Source organism: Pseudogulbenkiania sp. FW507-F1 (genome assembly GCF_058781125.1).
The window spans coordinates 13,124-35,639 of sequence record NZ_JBYSWM010000014.1 but is presented as its reverse complement, the minus strand read 5'-3'; the positions used below and the strand labels follow the sequence as shown (position 1 = coordinate 35,639).

The window sequence follows — 22,516 nt, the reverse complement described above, 5'->3', positions numbered from 1 at the left end:
TTTTGGCCATTTATTTCAGGTTAATTATTTTCCAACCACCACGTAGTTTGAGGACATCATTCCCATCTGCAATGGGGTCTTGGGCGCGCGTCAGGTGAACATGACGCCGCCCATCTTTATCCAGCAAAAGTTCAAGCTGATCACCAGCCTTAGCATTCTTGGCTCTGAGATACTCTGTCATCCAAGTAAGCCGATATTCATTTCGGGTCCCTCCAAATTTTTTGTTATTGTAATAAATGAATTCAAATTGCCATTTCGTGGTACGATCTTCTTCGTAAAAATGCAGAGAAATCCGAGGGTTCTTTTCCGCGGCGTTCAACTCTGGGAAAAAGGACAATACGCTTGGTGTTTTCGGAATAAGAATCCCGGCTTGATGGGCACCTGTTTCCCCTGTATCATTGGCGCTAAGCGTTTTGGATATTTTTTTGAGGATGGTCATTCTAGAATTCCGTTACTCATAAGAGGTGAGATTTGTAGTGCTCTGGCAATGTCTGTCACATCGAATATTCCCTCATGCCCGATGACGGCACTGCTGGCCAGTCCGCGCTTGAGCTTGAGTCGATCTACCACCACCTCTTCCACCGAGTCTGCAAAGAATAGATGGTGGACCGTGACTGGACGGGTTTGTTTCCGGCGATAGGCCCGAGCGGATGCCTGGTCCTCAAGGGCTGGATTCCATTCAGGGTTGTAATGAATGACATGGTTAGCTGCGGTAATGTTTAGGCCAACGCCAGCTGCCTTCGGATTTAGGGAGAGAAAGCCAGGACCATTATGTTTAGAGAAACGATCTACCAGAGGCTGACGTTGGGTGACCGGCTGCCTGCCATCGATAAAGCCATGCCAGACCCCTTGGAAATGCTTGGGAATGTCAGCGATAAACAGATCGGTCATTTCTGTGTAGCTGGTAAATAATAGAGCCTTCTCACCACGGGCAAAGATCTCCTCAAGAATTTCCAGTAGCCGCATGTATTTGGGCATACCCTTGGCGGGCTCTGGCCAGTCGATACCAAGCAACTGTGGATGAGTACAGTATTGCCGCAGCTTGCCCAGTGCTACGAGAGCACCACTACGGCCATATTCCACTTCAATGGCCTGGCGAATATTCTCATATTGCTCGGCCATGGTCCGTGTCATCGATATGGCTTGTAATACATCAATTCGGGAAGGTAGGTCAGTGGCCACATCAACAACCCGGCGACGTAGCAGAAAGGGTGCAACTAGAGGGGCGAGTCGGGTTGCATCTTCATGGCTGTCATCATAGGACGTTTCGAAGTCACTACATTTCCCAAGAAGACCAGGTAAGGCAAAGTCGGCAATTGACCAGAGATCCGTCAATCGGTTTTCCACGGGAGTGCCCGTGACAGGCAAGGAAACGCGGCGGGTTAGACTCTTTACGGCCAGAGTGCGTTGGGCTTCCGGGTTTTTGATATTTTGGGCTTCATCGAGTACTACCACATTCCAGTTAAGGGAAGACAGGACTATTTGATCCCGAGTGGCTGTTTCATAAGAGGTAATCACAATATCAAACCTCTTAAATGCCAAAGGGGTGCCAGAGCGCTGGGCACCGGCATGCACTAGAATCTGGAGTCCAGGGGCAAACTGAAGGATTTCTCGGCGCCAGTTCTCAAGAAGGGTTGCGGGGCAGATCACAAGGTTCGGCCCACGTGCTGACTGTTTTTCGAGCAGAAGAAGAGCGATGACCTGTAAGGTTTTGCCTAGTCCCATCTCATCGGCCAAGATGCAGCCGAGTGACTCGCTGGCGATGGACTGAAGAAAAGCAACCCCAGTTTCCTGGTAATCGAACAGCTTGGCATTGAGTCCCAATACGTCGACTCTTGGTAGGGCTATCCGTGATGCATTCGTTAGCAGTGATCGATCTTGCAATATGAGAGGCAACTGATCCGCCATGTGGCGTAACCATACCAGTTGTCCGACATTGATCGTGCCCGGCAGGACGATGCCCTTTTCAGCCAAAACTTCGGTTAGGCTAGCGTAAACTTCTTGGTCCATTGGGTACCATGTGGTCCCAACGATAATTTGGTCAGAGGGAGAGCTATCCAGCCGGATTCGGCTCCCATCGATCATGCTGGCAAGATATAGGCAGATGCCTGTCTCCACCGAACCTTCTATTACCAGCTCTATCTCAAGTGGGAAACGAGAGAATGTCATGAAGACCAAGTCATCCCCTGGTCGGGCAACCGGATTGCCATTGACCTCGCTTCGTCCTTCGAACTGACATTCCCAGATAGTGATGGCATCTACAGCGTAGGCCGGCATGCAATCACTGACTAGGTGTACATAGCTTCCATCTGGACCTAATGCCCAGTACATCCGCGAATTTGTCACAGCCTTGTCCGATTTCCCGCTTTGGTCTCACGAGCGGCTAACTTTTTGACCCTAGGGCGGGATGCCGAATCATAGAGCTCATGCGGCCCGGTGGAGCATCCCATCTCCTGATACAAGTAGGACTCGTAATCTCGGTGGAGATTTGCCTGAAGTGATGCTGGACGATTATACCAAAGACATTGTGGGCAAACCAAGTTAAGCCTCACACAGGCTGGCAACTCACTGCTGGTGCCATTGCGGCAAAGGAAGGCATCCTTTCTCACTGATTTCAGATGATGGCATATTGCTTAGCAGCCAGACTTGAACCAAGTCAATCAAGTGGGAAGATTCCGGTGAGCGTTGCCAAGCACGTACCGCACATTCCCAAACAACTAGGCAGCGCCATCCCCGCTGTTGTAATTGCGATTGGTTGCGCTGATCACGCAGTTGGTTACCTTGGATCTTAGCCTGCCAGAATAGTTGGTTACTGGAGGGAGGCTTAAAGAAGTGGCAGGCGTGTCCGTGCCAAAAACAGCCATTTACGAACAAGACGGCCCTGAACTTCGGGAATACCATGTCAGGCTTGCCTGGGAGATCTTTGACATGGAGGCGGTATCGAAAGCCCTGCGCATGTAGTGCTTTGCGCAAAGCCAGCTCGGGCTTGGTGTTCTTGCTCCGGATACCGGACATCATCCGGCTCCGGGTTGCCTTGTCTACTATGTCGGCCACTATGCCAGATGCTGCCAGGATGCGGGATCAATGCCTGCACGGCGCATGAAGAAAGGGTAGGCCGTCTCGATGACTTGGTCCCCAAACCGGGAGAAAAGCTGTGTCAGGATGCTCTCTGCCTTGCTTGCTTCTGCATCGCTGAACAAAGGCAGGCCTGTTCCAGCCTGCAGCATGTCTTCTGCCCGGTCTTCCGGATGAAACAGCAAATCCAGCTTTTCCATGTCAGCAAACCAGGACTGCATTGCCTGCTCATCTTGTCCGGTCAGGTCGGGGATACGGTTAACGCACTGCATAGACGACCTCGCTTTCCTTGTGATCAATTGCGGCGGTTTTGGCATTCAACATATCAGGACTTACCGTTTTGAAGTCCTGCCCTTGGATAAACGGTTTCATTGCATTTGCAACAGCTTTGAACACCGGCATTACGACAGAGTTGCCGAATTGCTTGTATGCCCGGGTATCGGAGACCGGAATCACAAACGTATCGTCCAGCCCCATCAGCCTTGCGCACTCGCGGGGGGTGAGGCGGCGCGGGTTCTTGCCGGGGCCCTGCTCGATCAGGATTTCAGAACCGTCCTTGTAGTAACGGGCGGACAGTGTCCGTGCCACGCTCTCCTGGCCAACCAGTCCAAAGCCGAAACCGTTGCCTTTGGCTCGGTGCTTCTCGGCGTAGTTTTGGAGGTATTGCCACAGTTTCGGGGTCAGGGTGTATTTGGAGTTGACCTGCCGGCTCTCGTGGTCGAAGTAGCGGTTGCCATCCTGTACCAGGTACGGTTCGCTGCCGTCCGTCCGGTGCAGGATGTCTTTCATAGTCTTGGTGCCTTTAGGCGGCAGGAAAACGTCGTCCCAGTTGAATGGCATAGCGTCACGGAAGCCGACAATCACAATCCGTTCGCGATGCTGCGGTACAAAGTGTTGGGCGTCGAGGATGCGGTAATGGATGTGGTAGCCGAGGTCTTCGGTCAGCGTGCGGCGGATGACGTCGAAAGTCCTCCCCTTGTCATGTGACATCAGGTTTTTCACGTTTTCCAGCAGGAAGGCGCGAGGGCGCTTGGTTTGCAGGATACGTGCCACGTCAAAGAACAGCGTGCCCTGCGTTTCATCGGCAAAGCCGTGGGCACGGCCCAAGGCATTCTTTTTGGACACCCCGGCAATCGAGAACGGCTGGCAGGGAAACCCTGCCAGCAGTACATCGTGATCAGGTATGTCTGTGGCCGCGACCATGGTAATGTCGCCGTTCAGCTCATGACCATCGCGGAAATTCGCCGCATAGGTTTTCTGCGCGTAGCTGTCCCATTCGCTGGTAAATACGCATTCACCGCCGATATGCTCGAAGGCCTTGCGGATGCCGCCGATGCCCGCAAACAGGTCGATAAATCGGAATTCTCCGGAGTGTGTTTGTGGCCCGAACGGCTGGAGTAGGTGTTTCAGACTATCTACCACATACGGCTTAGGTTCTGTTTCGCCAGCTACCCAGCGGCGGATGGTGCTCTGGTCGGTGCCGAGTCGCTGGGCGAGCTCCGTCTTGCTGTAGTACTTGAGGGCTTCGTTCAGATACTGCTGGATGAGGTCTGTGTGAGGTTTCATGTTCTTCTCTGGGAATTTTCCGTGCATTATGGCAGGAAATTTCCCTTTTTCCTGGCCCTTGATAACACTTGGTATGGAATTGGGCTTTCTATGGTGTGCTACCCCCACAAAGGTTGAGTAAAACCATAGGTCGTACCTCGATTGCATGGCTAAGCAAGTGCAACCAGACGAGGACAAGGCAATCAATGCGGCCTGTCCTTTCAGCCATCCACCAATTCATACCATGCCGGGCTCCAGCGGCCTCCATGGCTGATAACCCAGCTCGCGAAGCCCTTGGTGTCGTGCCAGAGCAGGCCGCAGTGTTGGGCAATGTAGAGCTGCTTGGCATAGAGGTTCGGTAGAGGGCGTTCGTACTGGTCGAACTGCAGTTGCTCGGCGTGGGGTGAGCGGTATAGGGCGGTTTGGTAGCGGTCTGTCCAGGGCCAGATGATGTCAGGGGGGGGCGTCGTTCTGGCTGAGTCCGAACAGCTGTAGCGGGGCGGTCAGGTCGATCAGGCCAGCCAGAGGCTTGGCGAGGGCTTGGTCATCAAGAAATTTCTCGAATTGGATGGCCAGTTGTGTGGGCTGCTGGCTGAGGGTGGCTTGCCCTATCACGATTGAGAAGGGCAGCCCGTTCTGGTCGCCGTCGATGTAGCACGCGATATGGCGGCATTGGGTGAACAGCTCAGTAACGGTTAGGGTGGAGCCGGGGCGAGTGATCCGGTGCTGAGGGCTCAATACCATGGCGTGCTTCCTTTCTCTTTTCTCCATCAAATTGCTGACCATCGAGGGCCGTTCATCCATCTGATGCTGTCTGCTCCAGTGAGGCTGTCTGTGTCGGTCTGATCTGCTGGCGGACGCTAGCAGGCGGTCGGCATCGTCATCCGGGTTCCGGCAAGTTCTGTCGGATGATTGGTTTCAGCGGCATCCCTCTCCATGGCAAATGACTTGCTAAAAGCATAAATGCATTTTTACGCAATTAGACGTAAATAGTCAATAATGACTTTATACGCCCTATGTGAAGGTGGCGATGGCGATGACCATTGGAAGCACTATGGTCAAAGCAACAAGTAAAGCCGGAACACCAAAAGGATCGCTGTCAGTCATCGTTGGACGGAATATGCAAAAACGACGACAGGCACTCGGTCTTACTCAGAGCCAGCTGGCTGAGATGCTTGGTGTCGAGATGGAAACCGTTTCGCGGTATGAGCGGGGTATTGTTGCCCCTTCTTTCCCTCAGCTCGAGAAGGTCTGCGACGTATTGCAAATCCAGTCATGGACGCTGTTCTCGGATGGAACGGAGGTGCCCAATGCCGAGGGTGGGATTGGCGAGCTATTGCAGTCACTGCATAGCCGTGACCGGGAATTTGTCGTGTCCTTCGTGAAGAGCTATGTAGAGCACCACAAACCGAAAAAGCCCGGTGGGGCTGCTTCCTAGCAAGTGGCCGGCAAGCCAGTCAACACGCAGAGCATGACGGCACATGGGGTACATGGTGGTCGCGCCGTCCCCGCCTTAAGCGCCTGTTTTTTATAGCCGGGCCGGCGCGGCGGCAGGGGGCGTGTTACCATTTGCGCCGCGCCGTTTTTATTGCTTTGCAGCATGCGGCGGCGCACCGCTGCTGCTGCAGCACCATTGCCATGATGCGGCCAGCGTTGGCCGCCCTTTCTGTCGTCTTCCCGCCTTGTCGCCGGTCGCGGCGTAACCTGTTTCCTGCCGCCGCACGGCGCTTCCCATGATCATTCTGAAAAACGTGGCCTTGCGCCGTGGTACCAAAGTCCTGCTCGACAACGCGTCGGTGACGCTCAATCCCGGCGAGAAAGTCGGCTTGGTCGGCCGCAACGGCGCCGGCAAATCCTCGCTGTTTGCGGTGCTGAACGGCTCGCTGCACGAAGACGGTGGCGATGTGTCGATCCCGTCGCAGTGGCGCATGTCGCAGGTGGCGCAGGATATGCCGGAAACGGCGCAGACGGCGACCGAGTTCGTGGTCGAGGGCGATACCACCCTGCTCGCCGCGCAGCGAGAGGTGGCCGAGGCCGAAGCCGGCGAAGACTACATGCGCATGGCGCACGCCTATACCGCGCTCAACGATGCCGGCGCCCACGACGCGCCGGCACGGGCGCAGGCGCTGATTCTCGGGTTGGGGTTCAGCGTCGCCGAGCTGCAGCAGCCGGTGAACAGCTTTTCCGGCGGCTGGCGCATGCGGCTGCAACTGGCGCGCGCGCTGATGTGTCCGTCCGATCTGCTGCTGCTGGACGAGCCGACCAACCACCTGGATCTGGACGCGCTGGTGTGGCTGGAGGCGTGGCTGAAGCAGTACGCCGGCACCATGGTGGTGATCAGCCATGACCGCGAATTCCTCGACGCCGTCACCAATGTGACGCTGCACGTCGACAACGCCAAGCTGGTGCGCTACGGCGGCAATTACAGCAAGTTCGAGGACATGCGTGCCGAACAGCTGGTCCTGCAGCAGGCGGCGCAGGCCAAGCAGCAGGAAAAGATGGCGCACCTGCAGAAGTTCATCGACCGTTTCAAGGCCAAGGCCAGCAAGGCGAAGCAGGCGCAGAGCCGCGTCAAGGCGCTGGAACGGATGGAGAAGATCGCGCCGGTGCTGGCCGATGCCGAGTTCCAGTTCGAATTCAAGGAGCCGCAGAGCCTGCCCAACTCGATGCTGTCGATGAGCGGCGCGGTGTTCGGCTATCCGGCGGCGGAGGGCGCGCCGGAAGACACGCCGCCGACGGTGATCGTGCGCAACGTGAACCGCACCGTGCTGGCCGGGCAGCGTATTGGCATTCTCGGTGCCAACGGCCAGGGCAAATCGACGCTGGTGAAAACCGTGGCTGAGGCGCTGCAGGCGGTCGGCGGCGAGATCATTCGCGGCAAGGGGCTCAATATCGGCTACTTCTCGCAGCAGGAGCTGGACGTGCTGCGGCCGGAGGACGATCCGCTGCAGCACATGTTCCGTCTGGTGCGCGACACCCCGGCGGCGATGCGGCCGCCGGCCAATGATTGTCGCGAGCAGGGGCTGCGCAATTTTCTCGGCACCTTCAACTTCAGCGGCGACATGGTGAAGCAGGCGGTCGGCAGCATGAGCGGCGGCGAGAAGGCGCGGCTGGTGCTGTGCATGATCGTGTGGCAGCGGCCGAACCTGCTGCTGCTGGATGAACCGACCAACCATCTGGATCTCGCTACCCGCGAGGCGCTGAGCGTGGCGCTGAACGAGTTCGAAGGCTCGGTGATGCTGGTCAGCCACGACCGGGCGCTGCTGCGCGCGGTGTGCGACGAATTCTGGATGGTGTCGCGTGGCGGGGTCAGCGATTTTGCGGGTGATCTGGACGATTACCAGGTCTACCTGCTGGAAGAGGCCAAGCGCCGGCGCGAAGAGGCGGCCGGCAAGCGTTAAGCCGGCCCGTCTGTGCGTTACCACCTTTCGGCCAACCTTGTTCAAGGTTGGCCGAAAGGTTTTGGGTGGCGACGGAGAAAAGGGGATAGATTTATTTCTAACAGCCAGACGGATAGCTGAGGGCCGCTGCCGGCGGCGATGTGCCTTCCCCCGTCGCCGTATCGTGGCATGATGTCTTTTTCCCCTTCTTTACGAAAACAACATGAAGCGCTTTGCCAATCTGTTCGCTGTGGCGGCGCTGGGCGTCTGTCTGCACGCCCAGGCCGATACGCCCAAGGCCGGGGTGGTGGTGATGCACGGCAAGGGCGGCTCTCCCTCTAAATATGTGTCTGACCTGGCCGCCTCGCTCGAGCGCGACGGGTTTCTGGTGGCCAATCTGGACATGCCCTGGTCTGGCCGGCGCGAGTACGACGTGGACGTCACCACTGCCGAAAACGAGGTGGAAGCGGCCTTGACGGCGTTGCGGCAGAAGGGTGCCGGCAAGGTGTTCGTGGCGGGGCATAGCCAGGGTGGGGTGTTTGCGCTGTATTTCGGCGGCCGGCACCACGTCGACGGCGTGGTGGCCATCGCGCCGGGCGGCAACGTCGGCAATGCCACCTTCCGTGAGGCGGTGGGGCCGTCCGTGGAGCAGGCGCGCCAGCTGGTGGCGCAGGGCAAGGGGCAGGAGAAAGCCCGGTTCCGCGATTACGAGGGCGGCCGGGGGACCTATGCCGTGGCCTCCACGCCGGCGGCCTATCTGACCTGGTTCGAGCCGGAAGGGGCGATGAACCAGACGCTGGCGATGCGCGGCATCAAGGCGGATACCCCCGTGCTGTACATTGCGCCCAGCAACGATTACCCGGCCCTGGTGCGGGTGAAACACGAGATGTTCGGGCTGCTGGCCAAGCACCCGCTGACCAAGATGGTCGAGCCTGCTTCCAGTCACCTGAACGCTCCTTCGGCCTCGGTGCAGGAGATCGAGCGCTGGATTGCCACGGTTTCCAAACAGTAAACGCCCCCGACGCTAGCGGCCGGCCGGGCCGGTCGCCGTTGGGGTGTCTCTCCCGTGCGGCAGTCGCTTGGTCTTCGATGGCTGTCTGCAAATCGCATTGCGTTGCCCTTGCCACCATCTAACATGGAACAAACTCCAACAATTCGGGAGGGGCGGCGATGGGTATCAACCGGCGGGATTTTTTGCGTGTCGGCTCGGGTGGCTTGCTGCTGGCTGGCGGGGGTTTGCTGGTGCCGGCCTGGGCCAAGGGCGCGAAGTTGCTGCAACCGGCGGCGCTGCCGGATGGCGCGCGCGAGTCGGCCTTGCTCGAGGCCCTGCCCGGCAAGGTGCCGCTGATCAAGCGCAGTTACCGTCCTCCCAACTATGAAACGCCGCCGGAGTACTTCCGCGAGGTGTTCACGCCCAACAAGGCGTTTTTCGTGCGCTATCACCTGGCCAACATTCCCGAGGTGGAGGCGCGCAGCTGGCAGCTGCGCATCGGCGGCGAGGTGGAGAGCCCGCTGGTGCTGACGCTGGACGAGCTGCGCCGCTTCGAGACGGTGGAGCTGGCGGCGGTGTGCCAGTGCTCGGGCAACCGGCGCGGCCTGTTTCAGCCGCACGTGCCGGGGGTGGAGTGGAGCTACGGCGCGATGGGCAACGCGCGCTGGCGCGGGGTGCGCTTGCGCGACCTGCTGAACAAGGCCGGGGTGAAGAAGGGCGCGCTGGAGCTGGTGCTCGACGGCGCCGACGGCCCGGTGCTCGACAAGACGCCGGATTTCGTCAAGAGCCTGCCGCTGTGGAAGGGGCTGGACGAAAACACCCTGATCGCCTTCGAGATGAACGGCGAGCCGCTGCCGCACTGGAACGGTTTCCCGGCGCGGCTGATCGTGCCGGGCTGGACCGCCACCTACTGGGTCAAGCACCTGTCTTCGATCAACGTGGTGTCGGCGCCGTTCGACGGCTTCTGGATGAAGAGCGCCTACCGCGTGCCGGTGGGCAAGTTTCCGGTGGTGGAGCGCTTTCTGTCGCAGGAGACGGCGGCCAACACGCCGATCACCGAGATGGTGGTGAATTCGCTCATCACCAGCGTGCGCGACGGCGAGCGGTTGCCGCTGGGCAAGCCGCTGGAGCTGGCCGGCATTGCCTGGGATGCGGGCTATGGCATCCGCCAGGTGGAGGTTTCCACCGACGGCGGCATGAGCTGGCGCAACGCCGAGCTCGGCACCGATCACGGCCGTTTCTCCTTCCGTCCCTGGCATTACCGCTTCCAGCCGCGCCACAAGGGCCGCTATACGCTGCTGGCCAAGGCCACCAACCGCATCGGCCAGACCCAGACCTTCGAACTGATCGCCAACCCGGCCGGGTATCACCACAACCTGGTGCACCAGGTGGCGGTGGACGTCGTGTGAGGGGCCCGCCATGAACAAGACACTCTACGCGCTGCTGTTGCTGCTGCCGGGCCTGGCGCTGGCCGACGAGAGCGCCGTCAAACTGCGGCAAGGCAGCAACCAGGACGTGGTCGCCCGCAATTGCGCGGTCTGCCACAGCCTGGACTACATCCAGATGAACTCGCGTTTTCTCGACCGCAAGGGCTGGGAGGCGACCGTCACCAAGATGGTCAAGGTGATGGGGGCGCCGATCAAGGAAGAAGACGTGCCCCTGATCCTCGATTACCTCGATCAGCAGTACGGCAAGCCGAAGTAGGCGGTGCCGGCTGGGCCCATGCGGCGGCGTTCCGGTGTCGGGTTCCCTGCGCCGGGACCGACGCGGGCTTCGTGCTGCCGAGCCGGGACAAGGTACACGAGGTGTTCGACAGCGTCGCCGCCTGGCGGAAGGATCAACTCTTCGTCTCGATCTGACAGGCCTGCGCCCCCCGGCGCGGATCGGGGCGAGCCCCTGGTCGGGAGAACATCCATGCCTGCATGGCTCATCTTCGCCATCATCGGCACGCTCGGCGGCGTGGCCGCCGGCTTGTTCGGGGTGGGCGGCGGCATCGTCATCGTGCCGGCGCTGATTTACTGGGCGGGGTTCTCGCAGCACGTGGCCACCGGCACGTCGCTGGCGGTGCTGCTGCCGCCCATCGGGCTGGCGGCCGTCATCGAGTATTACCGGCACGGCAACGTCGACGTGCGCGCCGCCGTCATTCTCGCCGCCACCATGTTTCTCGGCGCGTGGCTGGGCGCCTATTTCGCCAACCGCATGGCGGGGCCTCAGTTGCGCCTGCTCTTTGGCGTGTTCATCACCGGGCTGGGCGTGTACCTGGTGTACGGCGCCTGCAAGCGGCTGGGCTGGCTCTGAACGGAGCGCGCTGGGCCTGACGTATCGGGGCCGATTCACTATGGTGAAGAAACAGGCGCCGTCCGGGCTCGCGTGCCCCGATGCCGTTCTTCCTGTGGGAGAAAAACATGGGCCAAGCCGTTCCGTTCCCCCGCGCCGACGTCGTGCGCAATCCCCACCTCAACCAGGGCACCGCGTTTAGCGCCGAGGCGCGCGAGCGGCTGGGGCTGAGCGGGTTCTTGCCGCCGCGCATCGAAACGCTGGACGAACAGGCGGCGCGGGCGCTCGACATGGTGCGCGCCCAGGCCGGCCCGATCGAACGCTATGTCTACCTTTCCGCTCTCCAGAACGAGAACGAAACGCTGTTCTACCGGGTGGTTGTCGACAACCTGGCGGAATGCCTGCCGCTGATCTACACCCCCACGGTTGGCCAGGCCTGCCTGGAGTGGAGCCGGCGTTACCTGGCCCCGCGCGGGCTGTACCTGACGCCGGAACACCAGGGGCAGATCGCCGACATCCTGCGGCGCTGGCCGCAGCACGACATCGACATCATCGTGGTGACCGACGGCGGCCGCATCCTCGGGCTGGGCGATCTGGGCGCCAACGGCATGGGGATTCCCATCGGCAAACTGGCGCTGTATACCGCCTGTGCCGGCGTGCCGCCGTCGCGCTGCCTGGCGGTGACGCTGGATGTGGGGACGGACACGGCCTCTCTTCGCGAGGACCGGTTCTATCTCGGCCGGCGCGTGCCCCGGCTCGCCGGGGAGGCCTACGACAGCCTCGTCGACGAGTTCGTCGGCGCGGTGCGCCAGGTGTTTCCCGGGGCGGTGCTGCAGTTCGAGGATTTCAACAACGCCAACGCGTTCCGCCTCTTGGTGCGCTACCGCGACCAGCTGTGCTGCTTCAACGACGACATCCAGGGCACCGGCGCCATGGGGCTGGCCGGGCTGTACGCCGCCGGCCGGATGACGGGACGCACGTTGGCCGAAGAACGCCTCCTGTTTCTCGGTGCCGGCGAGGCGTGCCTGGGGATCGGGTCGCTCGTGATCAAGGCGCTGCAGCATGCCGGGGCCGAGCTGGCGCAAGCGCGCTCGCAGTGCCTGTTTGTCGACTCGACCGGCCCGGTGGTGGCGAGCCGCCGCAATCTGCCGCCGCACAAGCGCGCCGTGGCGCAGGACCGCGCCGCGCAGCCCGACCTGGTGGCGACCATCCGGGATTTTCGGCCGACCGTGCTGATCGGCGCCACCGGCTGCGGCGGCCTGTTCACCCGGGCGGTGCTGGAGGCGTTGGCGGAGGTCTGCCAGCGGCCCGTGGTGTTCGCCCTGTCCAACCCGACCGCCAAGGCGGAGTGCACCGCCGAGCAGGCGTACGCCTGGAGCGCCGGCCGCGTGATCTTCGCCAGCGGCAGCCCGTTCGAGCCGGTGACCGTGGCGGGGGTGTCGCATGCGCCGGGGCAGGCCAACAACGCCTATATCTTTCCCGGCTTCGGACTCGGGCTGATCGTCTCCGGCGCCCGCCGCGCCAGCGACGAGATGTTCTTCGCGGCGGCCAGCGCCCTGGCCGGCCAGGTCAGCGCCGACGATGTGGCCGCCGGGCGCATTTTCCCGCGCCAGGCGCAGCTGCGCGTCGTGGCGCAGGCGGTGGGCACTGCTGTTGCCCGGGTGGCGTACGAGCAGGGCGTGGCGACGCAACCCCGGCCGGATGACCTGGACGCGGCGGTCAGCCAGGCGATGTGGCAGCCGCGCTACGCGGCCACGGTGTGAGCCGGGTGGCGCAGGGCGGGCCGGCCAGCGGCTAGCGCGCCAGCCCCGGGTAGAGCCTGGCCGCCAGGGCCAGCAGCAGCAGGAAAACCAGCAGCATGATGCCGAAGCTGGTGGCGTCGCCGTAGACGCTATGCCCGCCCACGATCATCGCCCCGCGCAGCGCGTCCACCAAGTAGGTGAGCGGGTTGAAGACGGCGATGCCGCGCAGCCAGTCCGGCATGATATCGAGCGGATAGATGGCGTTGGAGGCGAAAAACAGCGGCATGGTGAGCAGCTGGCCGATGCCCATGAAGCGCTCGCGCGTCTTGACGATGCAGGCGATCACCAGCGAGAAGGTGGAGAAGATGCACGAGCCGACGAACACGGCGGCGGCCACGGTGACCATCGGCAGCGGCTCCCAGCGGATCGCCACGTGCAGCGCGATCGCCACCAGGTACACCACCGCCGCCTGCACCAGCCCGCGCAGCCCCGCCGCCACCGCCTTGCCGAACACCAGGGCGCTGCGCCGCGCCGGGGTGACCAGGAGCTTGTGCACGATGCCGAGATCGCGCTCCCAGATGATGGCGATGCCGTAGAAGATGGCGCTGAACAGGATGCTCTGCGCCAGGATGCCGGGGGCCATGTAGTCGAGGTAGCGCAGGTTGCCGGTGGGGATGCCGCGCACGTGGCTGAACACCTGGCCGAACACCGCCAGCCACAGTACCGGCTGCACCGCGCGCGACAGCAGCTCGGTGGGGTCGCGCCTCAGTTTGCGCACCTCGGCGTCGGTCACGGCGGCACTTTCGTAGAGCCAGTTGAGCATGCGGCTTACCCCAGGCGTTGGATGGTGCCGCGGCTTTGGCGGATGCCGCGGTAGTAACCTTCCTGCTCGATGACGGCGCCGCTGAAATGCGCGAATACATCGGCCAGATCGGCCTCCGGCCCGACTTGCGCCTTGAGTCCGTCGGGCTTGCCGATGACCGCCAGCCGGCCCTGATGCAGGATGGCGAGTTCGTCGCACAGCACGTCGGCCTCTTCCATGTCGTGGGTGGTGATCAGGATCGTCATGCCCTGGGCCTGACGCAACTGCTGCAGCCGCTCCCACACCGTGCGGCGCGCCACCGGGTCGAGGCCGATGGTCGGTTCGTCGAGAAACAGGATTTCCGGGTAATGCAGCGTGGCCTGGGCCACTTCGAGGCGGCGGATCATGCCGCCGGAAAAGGTGCGGACCAGCTTGTGCGCCACCGTGTCGAGGCCGGCAAAGGCCAGCGCCTCGTGCACGCGCGTCTTGAGCTGGATGCCGTGCAGGCCGTACAGGCGGGCCGACAGGGTCAGGTTCTCGGTGGCGGTCAGGGCGCCGTCGGCCGACAGCAGCTGGGGCACGTAGCCGATGCGCCGCCGCACTTCGATCGGGTCGGCCGCGACGTCGAAACCGGCCACCGTGGCGCTGCCGGAACTGGCCTCGAGCAGGGTGGTGAGAATCTTGATGGTGGTGCTCTTGCCGGCGCCGTTGGGGCCCAGCAGGCCAAAGATCTGTCCGCGCGCCACGCTCAGGTTGAGCCGGTCGAGCGCCGTGACGTGGTTGAAGCGTTTGCTCAGGTCAACCGTGGCAATCGCGATGGAGTTGTTGGTAGCGGCCATGATCCATGCTAGCACCGAATCGGCGCGGCATTGCCGGATGCCGCCCGGCCCGGCGAAGCGGGGCGCGGGTGGTCGTCGTGCGGTGGCGGCGCGGGGGCGGCGCGGGGGTTCAGGTCACCGAGGCGCGCTGGTGGAATTCGGGGCGATCCCAGCTGCCGCTGTCGAGGATGTCCTTGAGCGTGTCCACCGCGTCCCAGATGTCGGCGTAGCCGAGGTAGAGCGGGGTGACGCCGAAGCGCAGCACTTCCGGCTCGCGGTAGTCGCCGATCACGCCGCGCGCGATCAAGGCCTGCATCACGGCGAAGCCCTGCGGGTGGCTGAAGCTGACGTGGCTGCCGCGCCGGGCGTGCTCGCGCGGGGTGACCAGGGTGAGCGGGTGGTCGGCGCAGCGCTGTTCCACCAGCTCGATGAAGAGGTCGGTGAGCGCCAGCGACTTGTCGCGTACCGCCGTCATGTCGGCCTGCAATGCCACGTCCAGGCCGCATTCGATCAGCGACATCGAGACGATCGGCTGGGTGCCGCACAGGAAGCGGCGGATGCCGCTGGCGGGCTGGTAGTCGGTGGCCATGGCGAACGGGCGCTGGTGTCCCCACCAGCCCGACAGCGGCTGCCAGAAGCGGTCCTGGTGGCGCGCCGCCACCCAGATGAAGGCGGGCGAACCGGGGCCGCCGTTGAGATATTTGTAGGTGCAGCCGACGGCGAAGTCGGCCTCGGCGCCGTTGAGGTCGACCGGCACCGCGCCGGCGGCGTGCGCCAGGTCCCAGAGGGTGAGGATGCCGTGGCGGTGCGCCAGCACGGTGGTGGCAGCCATGTCGTAGAGGTAGCCGGTGCGGTAGTTGACGTGCGACAGCAAGAGCACCGCCACATCGTCGCCCAGCGCCGCCTCCAGCGGCGTGGCGTCGTCGATCAGGCGCAGCTGGTAGCCCTGCTGCAGCAGGTCCATCATGCCCTGGATCATGTAGAGATCGGTGGGGAAATTGTCGCGTTCGGACACGATCACGCGGCGCTCGGGGTGGTCCTGCTGCTGGATGCGCAGGGCGGCGGCAAGCGACTTGAAGAGGTTGAGCGAGGTGGTGTCGGTGACCACCACTTCGCCGCCGTTGGCGCCGATCAGGCGTGCGAGCTTGTCGCCCAGGCGCGCCGGCAGGTCGAACCAGCTGGCGGTGTTCCAGCTGCGGATCAGGCCGACGCCCCATTCCTGGTCGATGACCTCGGCGCTGCGCGCGCGAGCCGCCTTGGGCAGCACGCCGAGCGAGTTGCCGTCGAGGTAGATCACGCCGGGTGGCAGCTCGAAATGCTGTTTGAGCGCGGCCAGCGGGTCGTGCCGGTCGGCGGCGAGGCAGGCTTCACGGGTATGCATGGTGGGTCTCCTTGTGGGGCGAGGCTGAGAACTAATGCTAGCACCGGAGGCTTTGGCCAAAATTGCAAGTTCGACTTGTCGATGTGCTATTTTTCGCAGAATATTCGAAGAAATAGTGCTAAACGATTGGATATTGCAGATGCAGGTCGATTCGATAGATTGGCGCATTCTTGCTGCGCTGCAGCAGAACGGCCGGCTCAGCAATCAGGACCTGGCCGACAAGGTGGCGCTGTCGCCGTCGGCCTGCCTGCGCCGGGTGCGCACGCTGGAAGAGCACGGCCTGATTCGCGGCTACCACGCCGAACTCGACGCGCAGCAGCTGGGTTTCGAGCTGGAGGCCATCGTGCACGTCACGCTGGACCGCTCGCGCGAGGAGTGGCACGAGCAGTTTCTGGAGCAGATCGCGGCGCTCGACGAGATCGTCGCCGCCTACGTGGTGAGCGGGCCGACCAACTACGTGCTGCACGTGCGCACGCGCCATCTCACGGCGTTTTCGAATTTCGTGGTGGAGAAGCTCAACAAGATTCCGGGCATGCGCGACATCTGCTCCTATATCGTGATGAAGAAGGTCAAGGACCGGCTCGGGCAGTTACCGCTGGGACGGGGCGACTGAGGCGGCGCATTTGACCGTATTGAACCGCGCCGTAATCATTTAATCGCCTCCCATTTACCCTAGATAGGCTCCTTTGTCTTTATCTGGGGGTTTATTTGATTGTCATGAATCGAGAATATAAATGCGTTCGCCATTTATATTGAAAAGCCGCCCGTCATTTTCCTTCCCATTCGGCCGGTATTTCCTGATGCCGCTTTGTTGATCTCTCCTTCCTTTCACGGTTTCCAGTGAGTCAAACCCGGCCTAGGCCACCTCAATCGGGCTGCCTCTGTAGTTCCGGGGCGAGCTTTAAATGTCTTCGTCATCCATATCAAATAGCGAATGCCAAATAGCACAATCAACTCAGCATTGATCTGCTTTTGTCATAGAGGGGTCATATTGATCTGAAAAAATGGAGGCCTTATTGGGTGCCTTGGCAGTTCTTTTTTATCTGTGCCTTTATGTCAAATACGTATTTGGCCATTGTCTGCTTCCGGGGGTATTACGCAAAATGAATCTCCGTCATCGGATCACGCTGCTGATTGTCTTGGCCTTCCTGGCCATTGCATCGATTGGCGGCTACAGCATCCTGCAATCGCGCAACAACGCCGCCGAGGTCAAGGTGGTGACCGAGGGCGTCGTGCCCAGCGCCCTGGCTTCCGCCGATCTGGTGGCACTGCTCAAGGATGTGCAGCTGGCCACGATCACGCTGGTCACCGCGCCGGACGACAACACCGCGGCCCAGGCCAAGGACAAGCTGACGGCACAGAAAGTGCGCCTGAAAGCCGGGCTGGAGCTGCAATTCCGGCAGGCCAGCAGCACCACCCAGCAAGGCCTACTGCAGCAGGCCCAGGAGGGTCTGGACGACTACTTCGCAGCGGTGGACGAGACGATGCAGTTCAAGCTGGCGGGCCAGAAGGACCTGGCCGAGGCCAGCCTGTTCGCCAGCGTGGCCCAGTACCAGCGGGCCATGGAACAGATCATCGGCACCTTGAGGATCGAGAAAAACCGCACCAAGGACGAGGCGATTGCTGCCTTGAATGAAAACCTGTCGGATACCGTGATGGCCATCGCCGGTGTCAGCGTCCTGGCCGCGCTGGTGCTGGCCGCTGCCGGCGCCTTGCTGTACCGCCAGATCACCCGGCCGATCAGCCGCATGCAGGCGATGATGAGCGAGATCGCCACGAGCCAGGATTTCACCCGCCGCGTGCCGGTCGACCGCATGGATGAAATCGGCCATTCGATCGTGGCGTTCAACAGCATGATCACCAAAATTCAGGAAAGCTCGGAATTGCTGCAGCAAAAGACGGCCGACATGCAGGCCATGCTGCAGAACATCCCGCAGGGCATTCTGACCATCGTCGATGGCAACAAGGTTCACCCGGAGTTTTCTGCTTATCTGGAAACGATTTTCGAGACCAAGGCTATCGCCGGTCGCAACATGATGGATCTGGTCTTTGCCAACACCCATCTTGGCGCCGATGCGCTGTCGCAGCTCGAGGCCGTCGGCGGGGCGTGCATCGGCGAGGATGTCATGAACTTCGCCTTTAACGAGCACCTGCTGGTCGGCGAAATTGAAAAGACCATGGCGGATGGCCGGGTGAAGATTCTCGATCTGAGCTGGTCGCCGATCACCGATGACACCGACACCATCGTGCGCCTGATGCTGTGCGTGCGCGACGTGACCGAGCTGCGCAAGCTGGCGGCGGAGGCCAACGAGCAGAAGCGCGAGCTGGAGATCATCGGCGAAATCCTTGCCGTCACCCAAGAGAAGTTCCACGACTTCATCGCCGGTGCGATCAAGTTCCTCGACGAGAACGAACTGCTGATCCGCCAGCATCCGGAGCACGACGCCGAGGCGATCGCGCAGCTGTTCCGCCACATGCATACCATCAAGGGCAATGCCCGGACCTACGGGCTGCAGCACCTGACCAACATCGTGCACGAGGCCGAGCAGACCTACGACGAGCTGCGCAAGCCGCGCCCCGCCATCGCTTGGGATCAGGTCATGTTGCTGGACGAGCTGGCCGGCGTGAAGGCCATGGTCGAGTGCTATGCACGCATCAATGAAGTCAGCCTGGGGCGCAAGGGGCCGGGCCGGCGTGGTGGCGAGCGTTATCTGATGGTGGATCGGGAGCATATCCAGCAGGCCATCCAGCGCCTGGAAAAGATCAATACCCGCAACCTGCACGAGTTGGTGGCGGCTCGCGATGCGGTGCGCAAGGCGCTGCGTCTCTTGGGCACCGAGCCGATCAGCGAGGTGCTGGGCGGCGTGTTGGAGTCGCTGCCGGCACTGGCGCAGGAACTCGGCAAGGCCGCACCGGTGGTGAAGATCGAAGACAACGGCTATGTGGTGCGCAACCAGGCCGGCAGCCTGCTCAAGAACGTGTTCATGCACCTGATCCGCAATGCCATGGACCACGGCCTGGAAACCCCGGCGGTGCGACTGGCGCAGGGTAAGCCGGGGGCGGGCCTGATCCGCCTGAGGATGAGCGTTGCCGGCGGCATGTTGCACCTTCGTCTCAGTGACGACGGGCGTGGCCTGGCACTGGCCCGCATCCGCCAGATGGCCATCGAGAAGGGACTGATCGCAGCCGACGAGCCGCTCGGTGACGAGGACATTGCGCGCCAGATTTTCCGTCCGGGATTCTCCACCGCGGAGAAGGTGACCGAGGTGTCGGGGCGTGGCGTCGGCATGGACGCGGTGAACGACTTCGTCAAGCGTGAGCATGGCCGCATCGAGATCCGTTTCCTCGACGACGCCGTGGGTACCGATTTCCGCCAGTTCGAGATCGTGGTGTGCCTGCCGGAGAGCCTGGCCGAGCATGTCGAGGGCGACGAGGTGCTGCTGGTGGAGCGCGCGCGTCAGGAGCCGGCTGCCACAGGAAACACGGAAGGGGCCGAGCAGGGGGCGCACGAGGCGGAGCCCGGCAAGGGCAAGCTGCGCGTGGTCTGAGGCGGGGTGCCGTCGGTGGGCAAGGGTGGGCTGGTTGAATCAGGAGCAGGGTTGGCAGATGAAGAACGATAGGCTGGTCGTCAGCAAGGTGCTGGTGTTGGACGATGTGGAAGCGCATTTCGAGCACCTGAAGGCCTTCTGCGAGGAGTGCGGGCTGGTGGGTATCCGCCCGCAGCAGCGCGATGCGGCCAGCGTGATGGCCATCCTCCGCTCCAATGTCGATCTCGGCGGCATCATGCTGTACGAGCATTTCGGCGGCTCGGCGGGTCAGGGCCTGGCGCTGGCGCGGGAAATCCATGCAGCGCGCCCGGAGTTGCCGATTTTCCTGCGCCGCGACGTCGTGGCCAGCATGGCCGGGCTGGACGAGAAGACAGCGGCGATGTTCCGCTGTGCCTACACCCTGGCCGACCTGCAGCAGCTGCGTTCCTCGCTCGAGGTCTCGATCTTCAGCCGCGTCTACCCCAACGAACTGGTGCGCGGCATCACCGACTTCACCCGGGCCTCGTTGGAAACATTGTTTTCCCACTGCGACATCGATACCGAGACGCCTTATCTGGTCAAGGACCGCCTCATCTACGGCGAAGTTTTCACGCTGATCGCCATCGAAAGCGACTGGTGCCGCGGCTACATGATGTTCCAGGCCTCGGAGGAGGCCGCACTGGAGCTGCTGCGCCGCGCCGGGGGGCAGGAGGGCGAACACTGGACCTTCCGCGAGCTCAACAATGTGCTGGGTGAGCTGACCAACTTGGCCTGGGGCTCGTTCAAGAACCGCTACGTCGGCCATGAGAACCGCAGCGAGCGCTTTCAGACGCAGGTACCGATCATCATCAACCACCAGCGCGGCTTCATTTCCTTCGGCTCGGAAGACCCGCAGCTGTGCCTCAAGTACCTGCTACGCGAGCGTCATCGTCCCGAGGCGGCACCGGTACCGATCTTCCAGCGCTTCGTCTTCAACCTGAACTGGTCGCCCGACGAGTTCCGGGAAAACCCTTCGGTCGAGTCGCTGGTGGATGCCGGCGAGCTCGAGCTGTTCTGATCATTGCTTATGTCATTTTGAAAAGGATATTCCATGGCACAGATTCTGGTAGTCGATGATTCCAGTACCGTCCGCAACGAGGTGGCGGATTTTCTGAAGTCGCAGGGCCTGGCGGTCGCCACCGCAGTGGACGGCAAGGACGGGCTGGACAAGCTCAAGGCGGATGCGTCGATCAAGCTGGTGGTCAGCGACGTGAACATGCCCAATATGGACGGCCTGACCATGGCCGAGAAAATCCGCAGCGAGCAGAAGAATATCGCCGTCAACATAATCATGCTGACCACCGAGAACAGCCCGGCAATGAAGGAGCGTGGCAAGGCCGCCGGCATCAAGGGCTGGATCGTCAAGCCGTTCAACGGTCCTGGCGTGATCGCGACACTGAAGAAGCTGGCCAACTGAGGAGCGGCCGGGCCGCAGAGGGTGAGGGATGGATTTATCGCTAAACACGTTCCTGCTGGTGGTCGTGGGGATGGTGCTGGGCGCGGCCGCCCTGGGGTGGCGCGCCGCAGTCGGGCAGCGCTTGGCCCGCAAGGAGATCGCGCAGCGCGACGAGCTGATCCGCGAGCTGTCCGGGCGCATGGCTGCCGACGAGCTGGCAGCGCACCAGGCCACGTGGCGCGCCGAAGCCGACGCGCTGCGCCAGCAACTGGCGCAGCAGACCGCGGTGCATGAGGCGGCGCTGGCCCTGGCGGCCGAGCAGGCCGCCGTGGAATGCGACGGCCGCCTGTCGCAGCTGACCCAGGAGCATGCCCGGCAGCTGGCCAGGGTGCGGGCGGAACTGACCGCCGATCAGGCGTCCCTGCAGCGCGACATCGAACTGCTGTTGGGCATCGTCCGGACCGTCGAGCGCTGGCACGACGAGATGCAGACCATTTTGGGCAACAACCGGGAACTCAAGGAACAGAACGAGGAATTTGCCCGCATCGTGAAGAACGTGGTGATGCTGGCGCTCAATGCCGCCATCGAGGCGGCCCGTGCCGGCGAGCACGGGCGCGGCTTTGCCGTAGTGGCGGACGGCGTGCGCGATCTGGCGCTGACCTCGGCCAAGCTGTCGCAGGACTACAAGTGCAATCTCGACAAGAACGATCTCATCACCACCACCACGTTCCAGGACATGCAGGCGAGCGGCAACATGATCCGCACCGCCGTGTTCGGCATCCGGGCCAAGGCCGAGAAGATCCAGTCGACCATCGCCAGCGCGGACCTATCGGCATGATGACCGCCAAGGCAAGCGCCGCGATGGATTGGTTGTTCGAGAAGGCTATCCGCGACCACTGTGTCCTCGGCGGTGGGGCGAGCTGCACCGTGACCCGCAAGGCGGAGGGGGCCGTGGCGGCCGAGGGCAGTCAGCGCCAGCTCGTGGTGCTCAACATGTCGTCCTACCTGTTCCGCATCGTGGCGCTGTTCGATTTCGACAACACGGCGGCCACCACGGCGCATCTGACCGGACAGGGGCGTGGCGGCGACAGGCCCCTGGACGATCAGGCCCAGTTCGACGTCTACGCCGAGTTCGTCAACATGGTGTGCGGTGCCGTCAACCGTGGGCTGTGTGCCGAGTTCCTGCATGCCGGCATGTCGACGCCGTTCAGGCTCGAGAGCAGCTGCGCCCGCTACCTGTCTGTCCTGAAACCGACGCGGGTGCAGTCCTTCGAGGTGGCGGTGGACGACGGCATGCGCTTCGACGTCACGGTCTGTGTGTGCCTGGCCAGTGGCGCCACGCTGGATTTCGATGTTGACCGCCGCGAGCCGGAGGTAGAAGCGGCGGGTGAACTCGAGCTGTTCTGAGGGGCATGGCGGGCCGGCCGCGCACCCCGAGGGCTTGGGTGCGCTGGGGTTCTGCGCTACATTGATGCCAACGGCGTGTCGTGCCGTTTTGCCGTCGGCTGACTTGCCGGGGGCGTTCGATCGGGTTCGACCATAC

General features: G+C 62.2%; 21 protein-coding genes and 1 pseudogene. 13 read left to right on the top strand and 9 right to left on the bottom strand.

Annotated features, from left to right (window positions below; translation table 11 throughout):
• Positions 1–10: 10 nt before the first annotated feature.
• The 6 genes from AC3WG5_RS10990 to AC3WG5_RS10965 form a co-directional block, all read right to left on the bottom strand.
• A complete protein-coding gene (locus tag AC3WG5_RS10990; protein WP_492568692.1) occupies positions 11–439 on the bottom strand; it encodes an EcoRII N-terminal effector-binding domain-containing protein in 429 nt (142 codons plus the stop codon).
• Positions 436–2,277 carry a DEAD/DEAH box helicase gene (locus AC3WG5_RS10985; protein ID WP_492568691.1) on the bottom strand — a complete coding sequence of 614 codons (1,842 nt, stop codon included), beginning with the start codon at positions 2,275–2,277 and terminating at the stop codon, positions 436–438. The genes AC3WG5_RS10990 and AC3WG5_RS10985 overlap by 4 nt, the downstream gene beginning before the upstream one ends.
• 288 nt (positions 2,278–2,565) lie before the next feature.
• Positions 2,566–3,054: a very short patch repair endonuclease gene (locus tag AC3WG5_RS10980; RefSeq protein ID WP_492568690.1), complete on the bottom strand. Its 489-nt coding sequence runs from the start codon at positions 3,052–3,054 to the stop codon at positions 2,566–2,568.
• Positions 3,054–3,347: a hypothetical protein gene (locus AC3WG5_RS10975; protein WP_492568688.1), complete on the bottom strand. Its 294-nt coding sequence runs from the start codon at positions 3,345–3,347 to the stop codon at positions 3,054–3,056. The genes AC3WG5_RS10980 and AC3WG5_RS10975 overlap by 1 nt, the downstream gene beginning before the upstream one ends.
• Positions 3,334–4,641 (bottom strand): DNA (cytosine-5-)-methyltransferase, encoded by a 1,308-nt coding sequence (gene dcm, locus AC3WG5_RS10970; RefSeq protein ID WP_492568687.1) that lies wholly within the window; start codon positions 4,639–4,641, stop codon positions 3,334–3,336. Before dcm ends, AC3WG5_RS10975 begins: the two co-directional genes overlap by 14 nt.
• A gap of 432 nt (positions 4,642–5,073) precedes the next feature.
• A complete protein-coding gene (locus tag AC3WG5_RS10965; protein ID WP_492568686.1) occupies positions 5,074–5,424 on the bottom strand; it encodes a hypothetical protein in 351 nt (116 codons plus the stop codon).
• A 226-nt stretch (positions 5,425–5,650) separates the two neighbouring features.
• Here AC3WG5_RS10965 and AC3WG5_RS10960 point away from each other — a divergent pair, with 226 nt between their 5' ends.
• The 7 genes from AC3WG5_RS10960 (at position 5,651) to AC3WG5_RS10930 (ending at position 13,031) form a co-directional block, all read left to right on the top strand.
• On the top strand, positions 5,651–6,058 hold the full coding sequence (locus AC3WG5_RS10960; protein WP_492568685.1) for a helix-turn-helix domain-containing protein: 408 nt from the start codon (positions 5,651–5,653) through the stop codon (positions 6,056–6,058).
• A gap of 295 nt (positions 6,059–6,353) precedes the next feature.
• On the top strand, positions 6,354–8,021 hold the full coding sequence (locus tag AC3WG5_RS10955; RefSeq protein WP_492568684.1) for an ABC-F family ATP-binding cassette domain-containing protein: 1,668 nt from the start codon (positions 6,354–6,356) through the stop codon (positions 8,019–8,021).
• A 202-nt stretch (positions 8,022–8,223) separates the two neighbouring features.
• Positions 8,224–9,012 carry an alpha/beta fold hydrolase gene (locus AC3WG5_RS10950; RefSeq protein WP_492568683.1) on the top strand — a complete coding sequence of 263 codons (789 nt, stop codon included), beginning with the start codon at positions 8,224–8,226 and terminating at the stop codon, positions 9,010–9,012.
• A 158-nt stretch (positions 9,013–9,170) separates the two neighbouring features.
• A complete protein-coding gene (locus AC3WG5_RS10945) occupies positions 9,171–10,400 on the top strand; it encodes a molybdopterin-dependent oxidoreductase (RefSeq protein WP_492568682.1) in 1,230 nt (409 codons plus the stop codon).
• Positions 10,401–10,410: 10 nt separating this feature from the next.
• Positions 10,411–10,695, top strand: coding sequence for a cytochrome c (locus tag AC3WG5_RS10940; protein ID WP_492568681.1), 285 nt, complete (start codon positions 10,411–10,413; stop codon positions 10,693–10,695).
• Positions 10,696–10,905: 210 nt separating this feature from the next.
• Positions 10,906–11,289 carry a sulfite exporter TauE/SafE family protein gene (locus tag AC3WG5_RS10935; protein ID WP_492568680.1) on the top strand — a complete coding sequence of 128 codons (384 nt, stop codon included), beginning with the start codon at positions 10,906–10,908 and terminating at the stop codon, positions 11,287–11,289.
• Positions 11,290–11,396: 107 nt separating this feature from the next.
• A complete protein-coding gene (locus tag AC3WG5_RS10930) occupies positions 11,397–13,031 on the top strand; it encodes an NAD-dependent malic enzyme (RefSeq protein ID WP_492568679.1) in 1,635 nt (544 codons plus the stop codon).
• Between the two features lie 31 nt (positions 13,032–13,062).
• On the opposite strand, the gene AC3WG5_RS10925 is transcribed toward AC3WG5_RS10930, so the two are convergent.
• From AC3WG5_RS10925 to kynU, 3 genes are all read right to left on the bottom strand, one after another.
• Complete coding sequence (locus AC3WG5_RS10925) at positions 13,063–13,833, bottom strand: ABC transporter permease (protein ID WP_492568678.1); 771 nt, start codon at positions 13,831–13,833, stop codon at positions 13,063–13,065.
• A gap of 5 nt (positions 13,834–13,838) precedes the next feature.
• On the bottom strand, positions 13,839–14,651 hold the full coding sequence (locus AC3WG5_RS10920; protein ID WP_482583652.1) for an ATP-binding cassette domain-containing protein: 813 nt from the start codon (positions 14,649–14,651) through the stop codon (positions 13,839–13,841).
• A gap of 109 nt (positions 14,652–14,760) precedes the next feature.
• Positions 14,761–16,011, bottom strand: coding sequence for a kynureninase (kynU, locus tag AC3WG5_RS10915; protein WP_492568677.1), 1,251 nt, complete (start codon positions 16,009–16,011; stop codon positions 14,761–14,763).
• A 139-nt stretch (positions 16,012–16,150) separates the two neighbouring features.
• On the opposite strand from kynU, the gene AC3WG5_RS10910 reads away from it, so the two are divergent.
• The 6 genes and pseudogenes from AC3WG5_RS10910 (at position 16,151) to AC3WG5_RS10885 (ending at position 22,380) form a co-directional block, all read left to right on the top strand.
• A complete protein-coding gene (locus AC3WG5_RS10910) occupies positions 16,151–16,624 on the top strand; it encodes an Lrp/AsnC family transcriptional regulator (RefSeq protein ID WP_492568676.1) in 474 nt (157 codons plus the stop codon).
• A 490-nt stretch (positions 16,625–17,114) separates the two neighbouring features.
• Positions 17,115–19,559, top strand: a complete 2,445-nt coding sequence (locus tag AC3WG5_RS10905) for an ATP-binding protein (RefSeq protein WP_492568675.1) — start codon at positions 17,115–17,117, stop codon at positions 19,557–19,559.
• 58 nt (positions 19,560–19,617) lie between these two features.
• Positions 19,618–20,595, top strand: a complete 978-nt coding sequence (locus tag AC3WG5_RS10900; RefSeq protein WP_482583647.1) for a chemotaxis protein CheX — start codon at positions 19,618–19,620, stop codon at positions 20,593–20,595.
• A 33-nt stretch (positions 20,596–20,628) separates the two neighbouring features.
• Positions 20,629–20,994, top strand: a complete 366-nt coding sequence (locus AC3WG5_RS10895) for a response regulator (protein ID WP_482583646.1) — start codon at positions 20,629–20,631, stop codon at positions 20,992–20,994.
• A gap of 541 nt (positions 20,995–21,535) precedes the next feature.
• Positions 21,536–21,811 (top strand): annotated as a pseudogene (locus tag AC3WG5_RS10890) (methyl-accepting chemotaxis protein); the annotation flags it as partial.
• Positions 21,808–22,380: a hypothetical protein gene (locus AC3WG5_RS10885; protein WP_492568674.1), complete on the top strand. Its 573-nt coding sequence runs from the start codon at positions 21,808–21,810 to the stop codon at positions 22,378–22,380. The pseudogene AC3WG5_RS10890 and the gene AC3WG5_RS10885, both read left to right, overlap by 4 nt.
• The last annotated feature ends 136 nt before the right edge of the window (positions 22,381–22,516 follow it).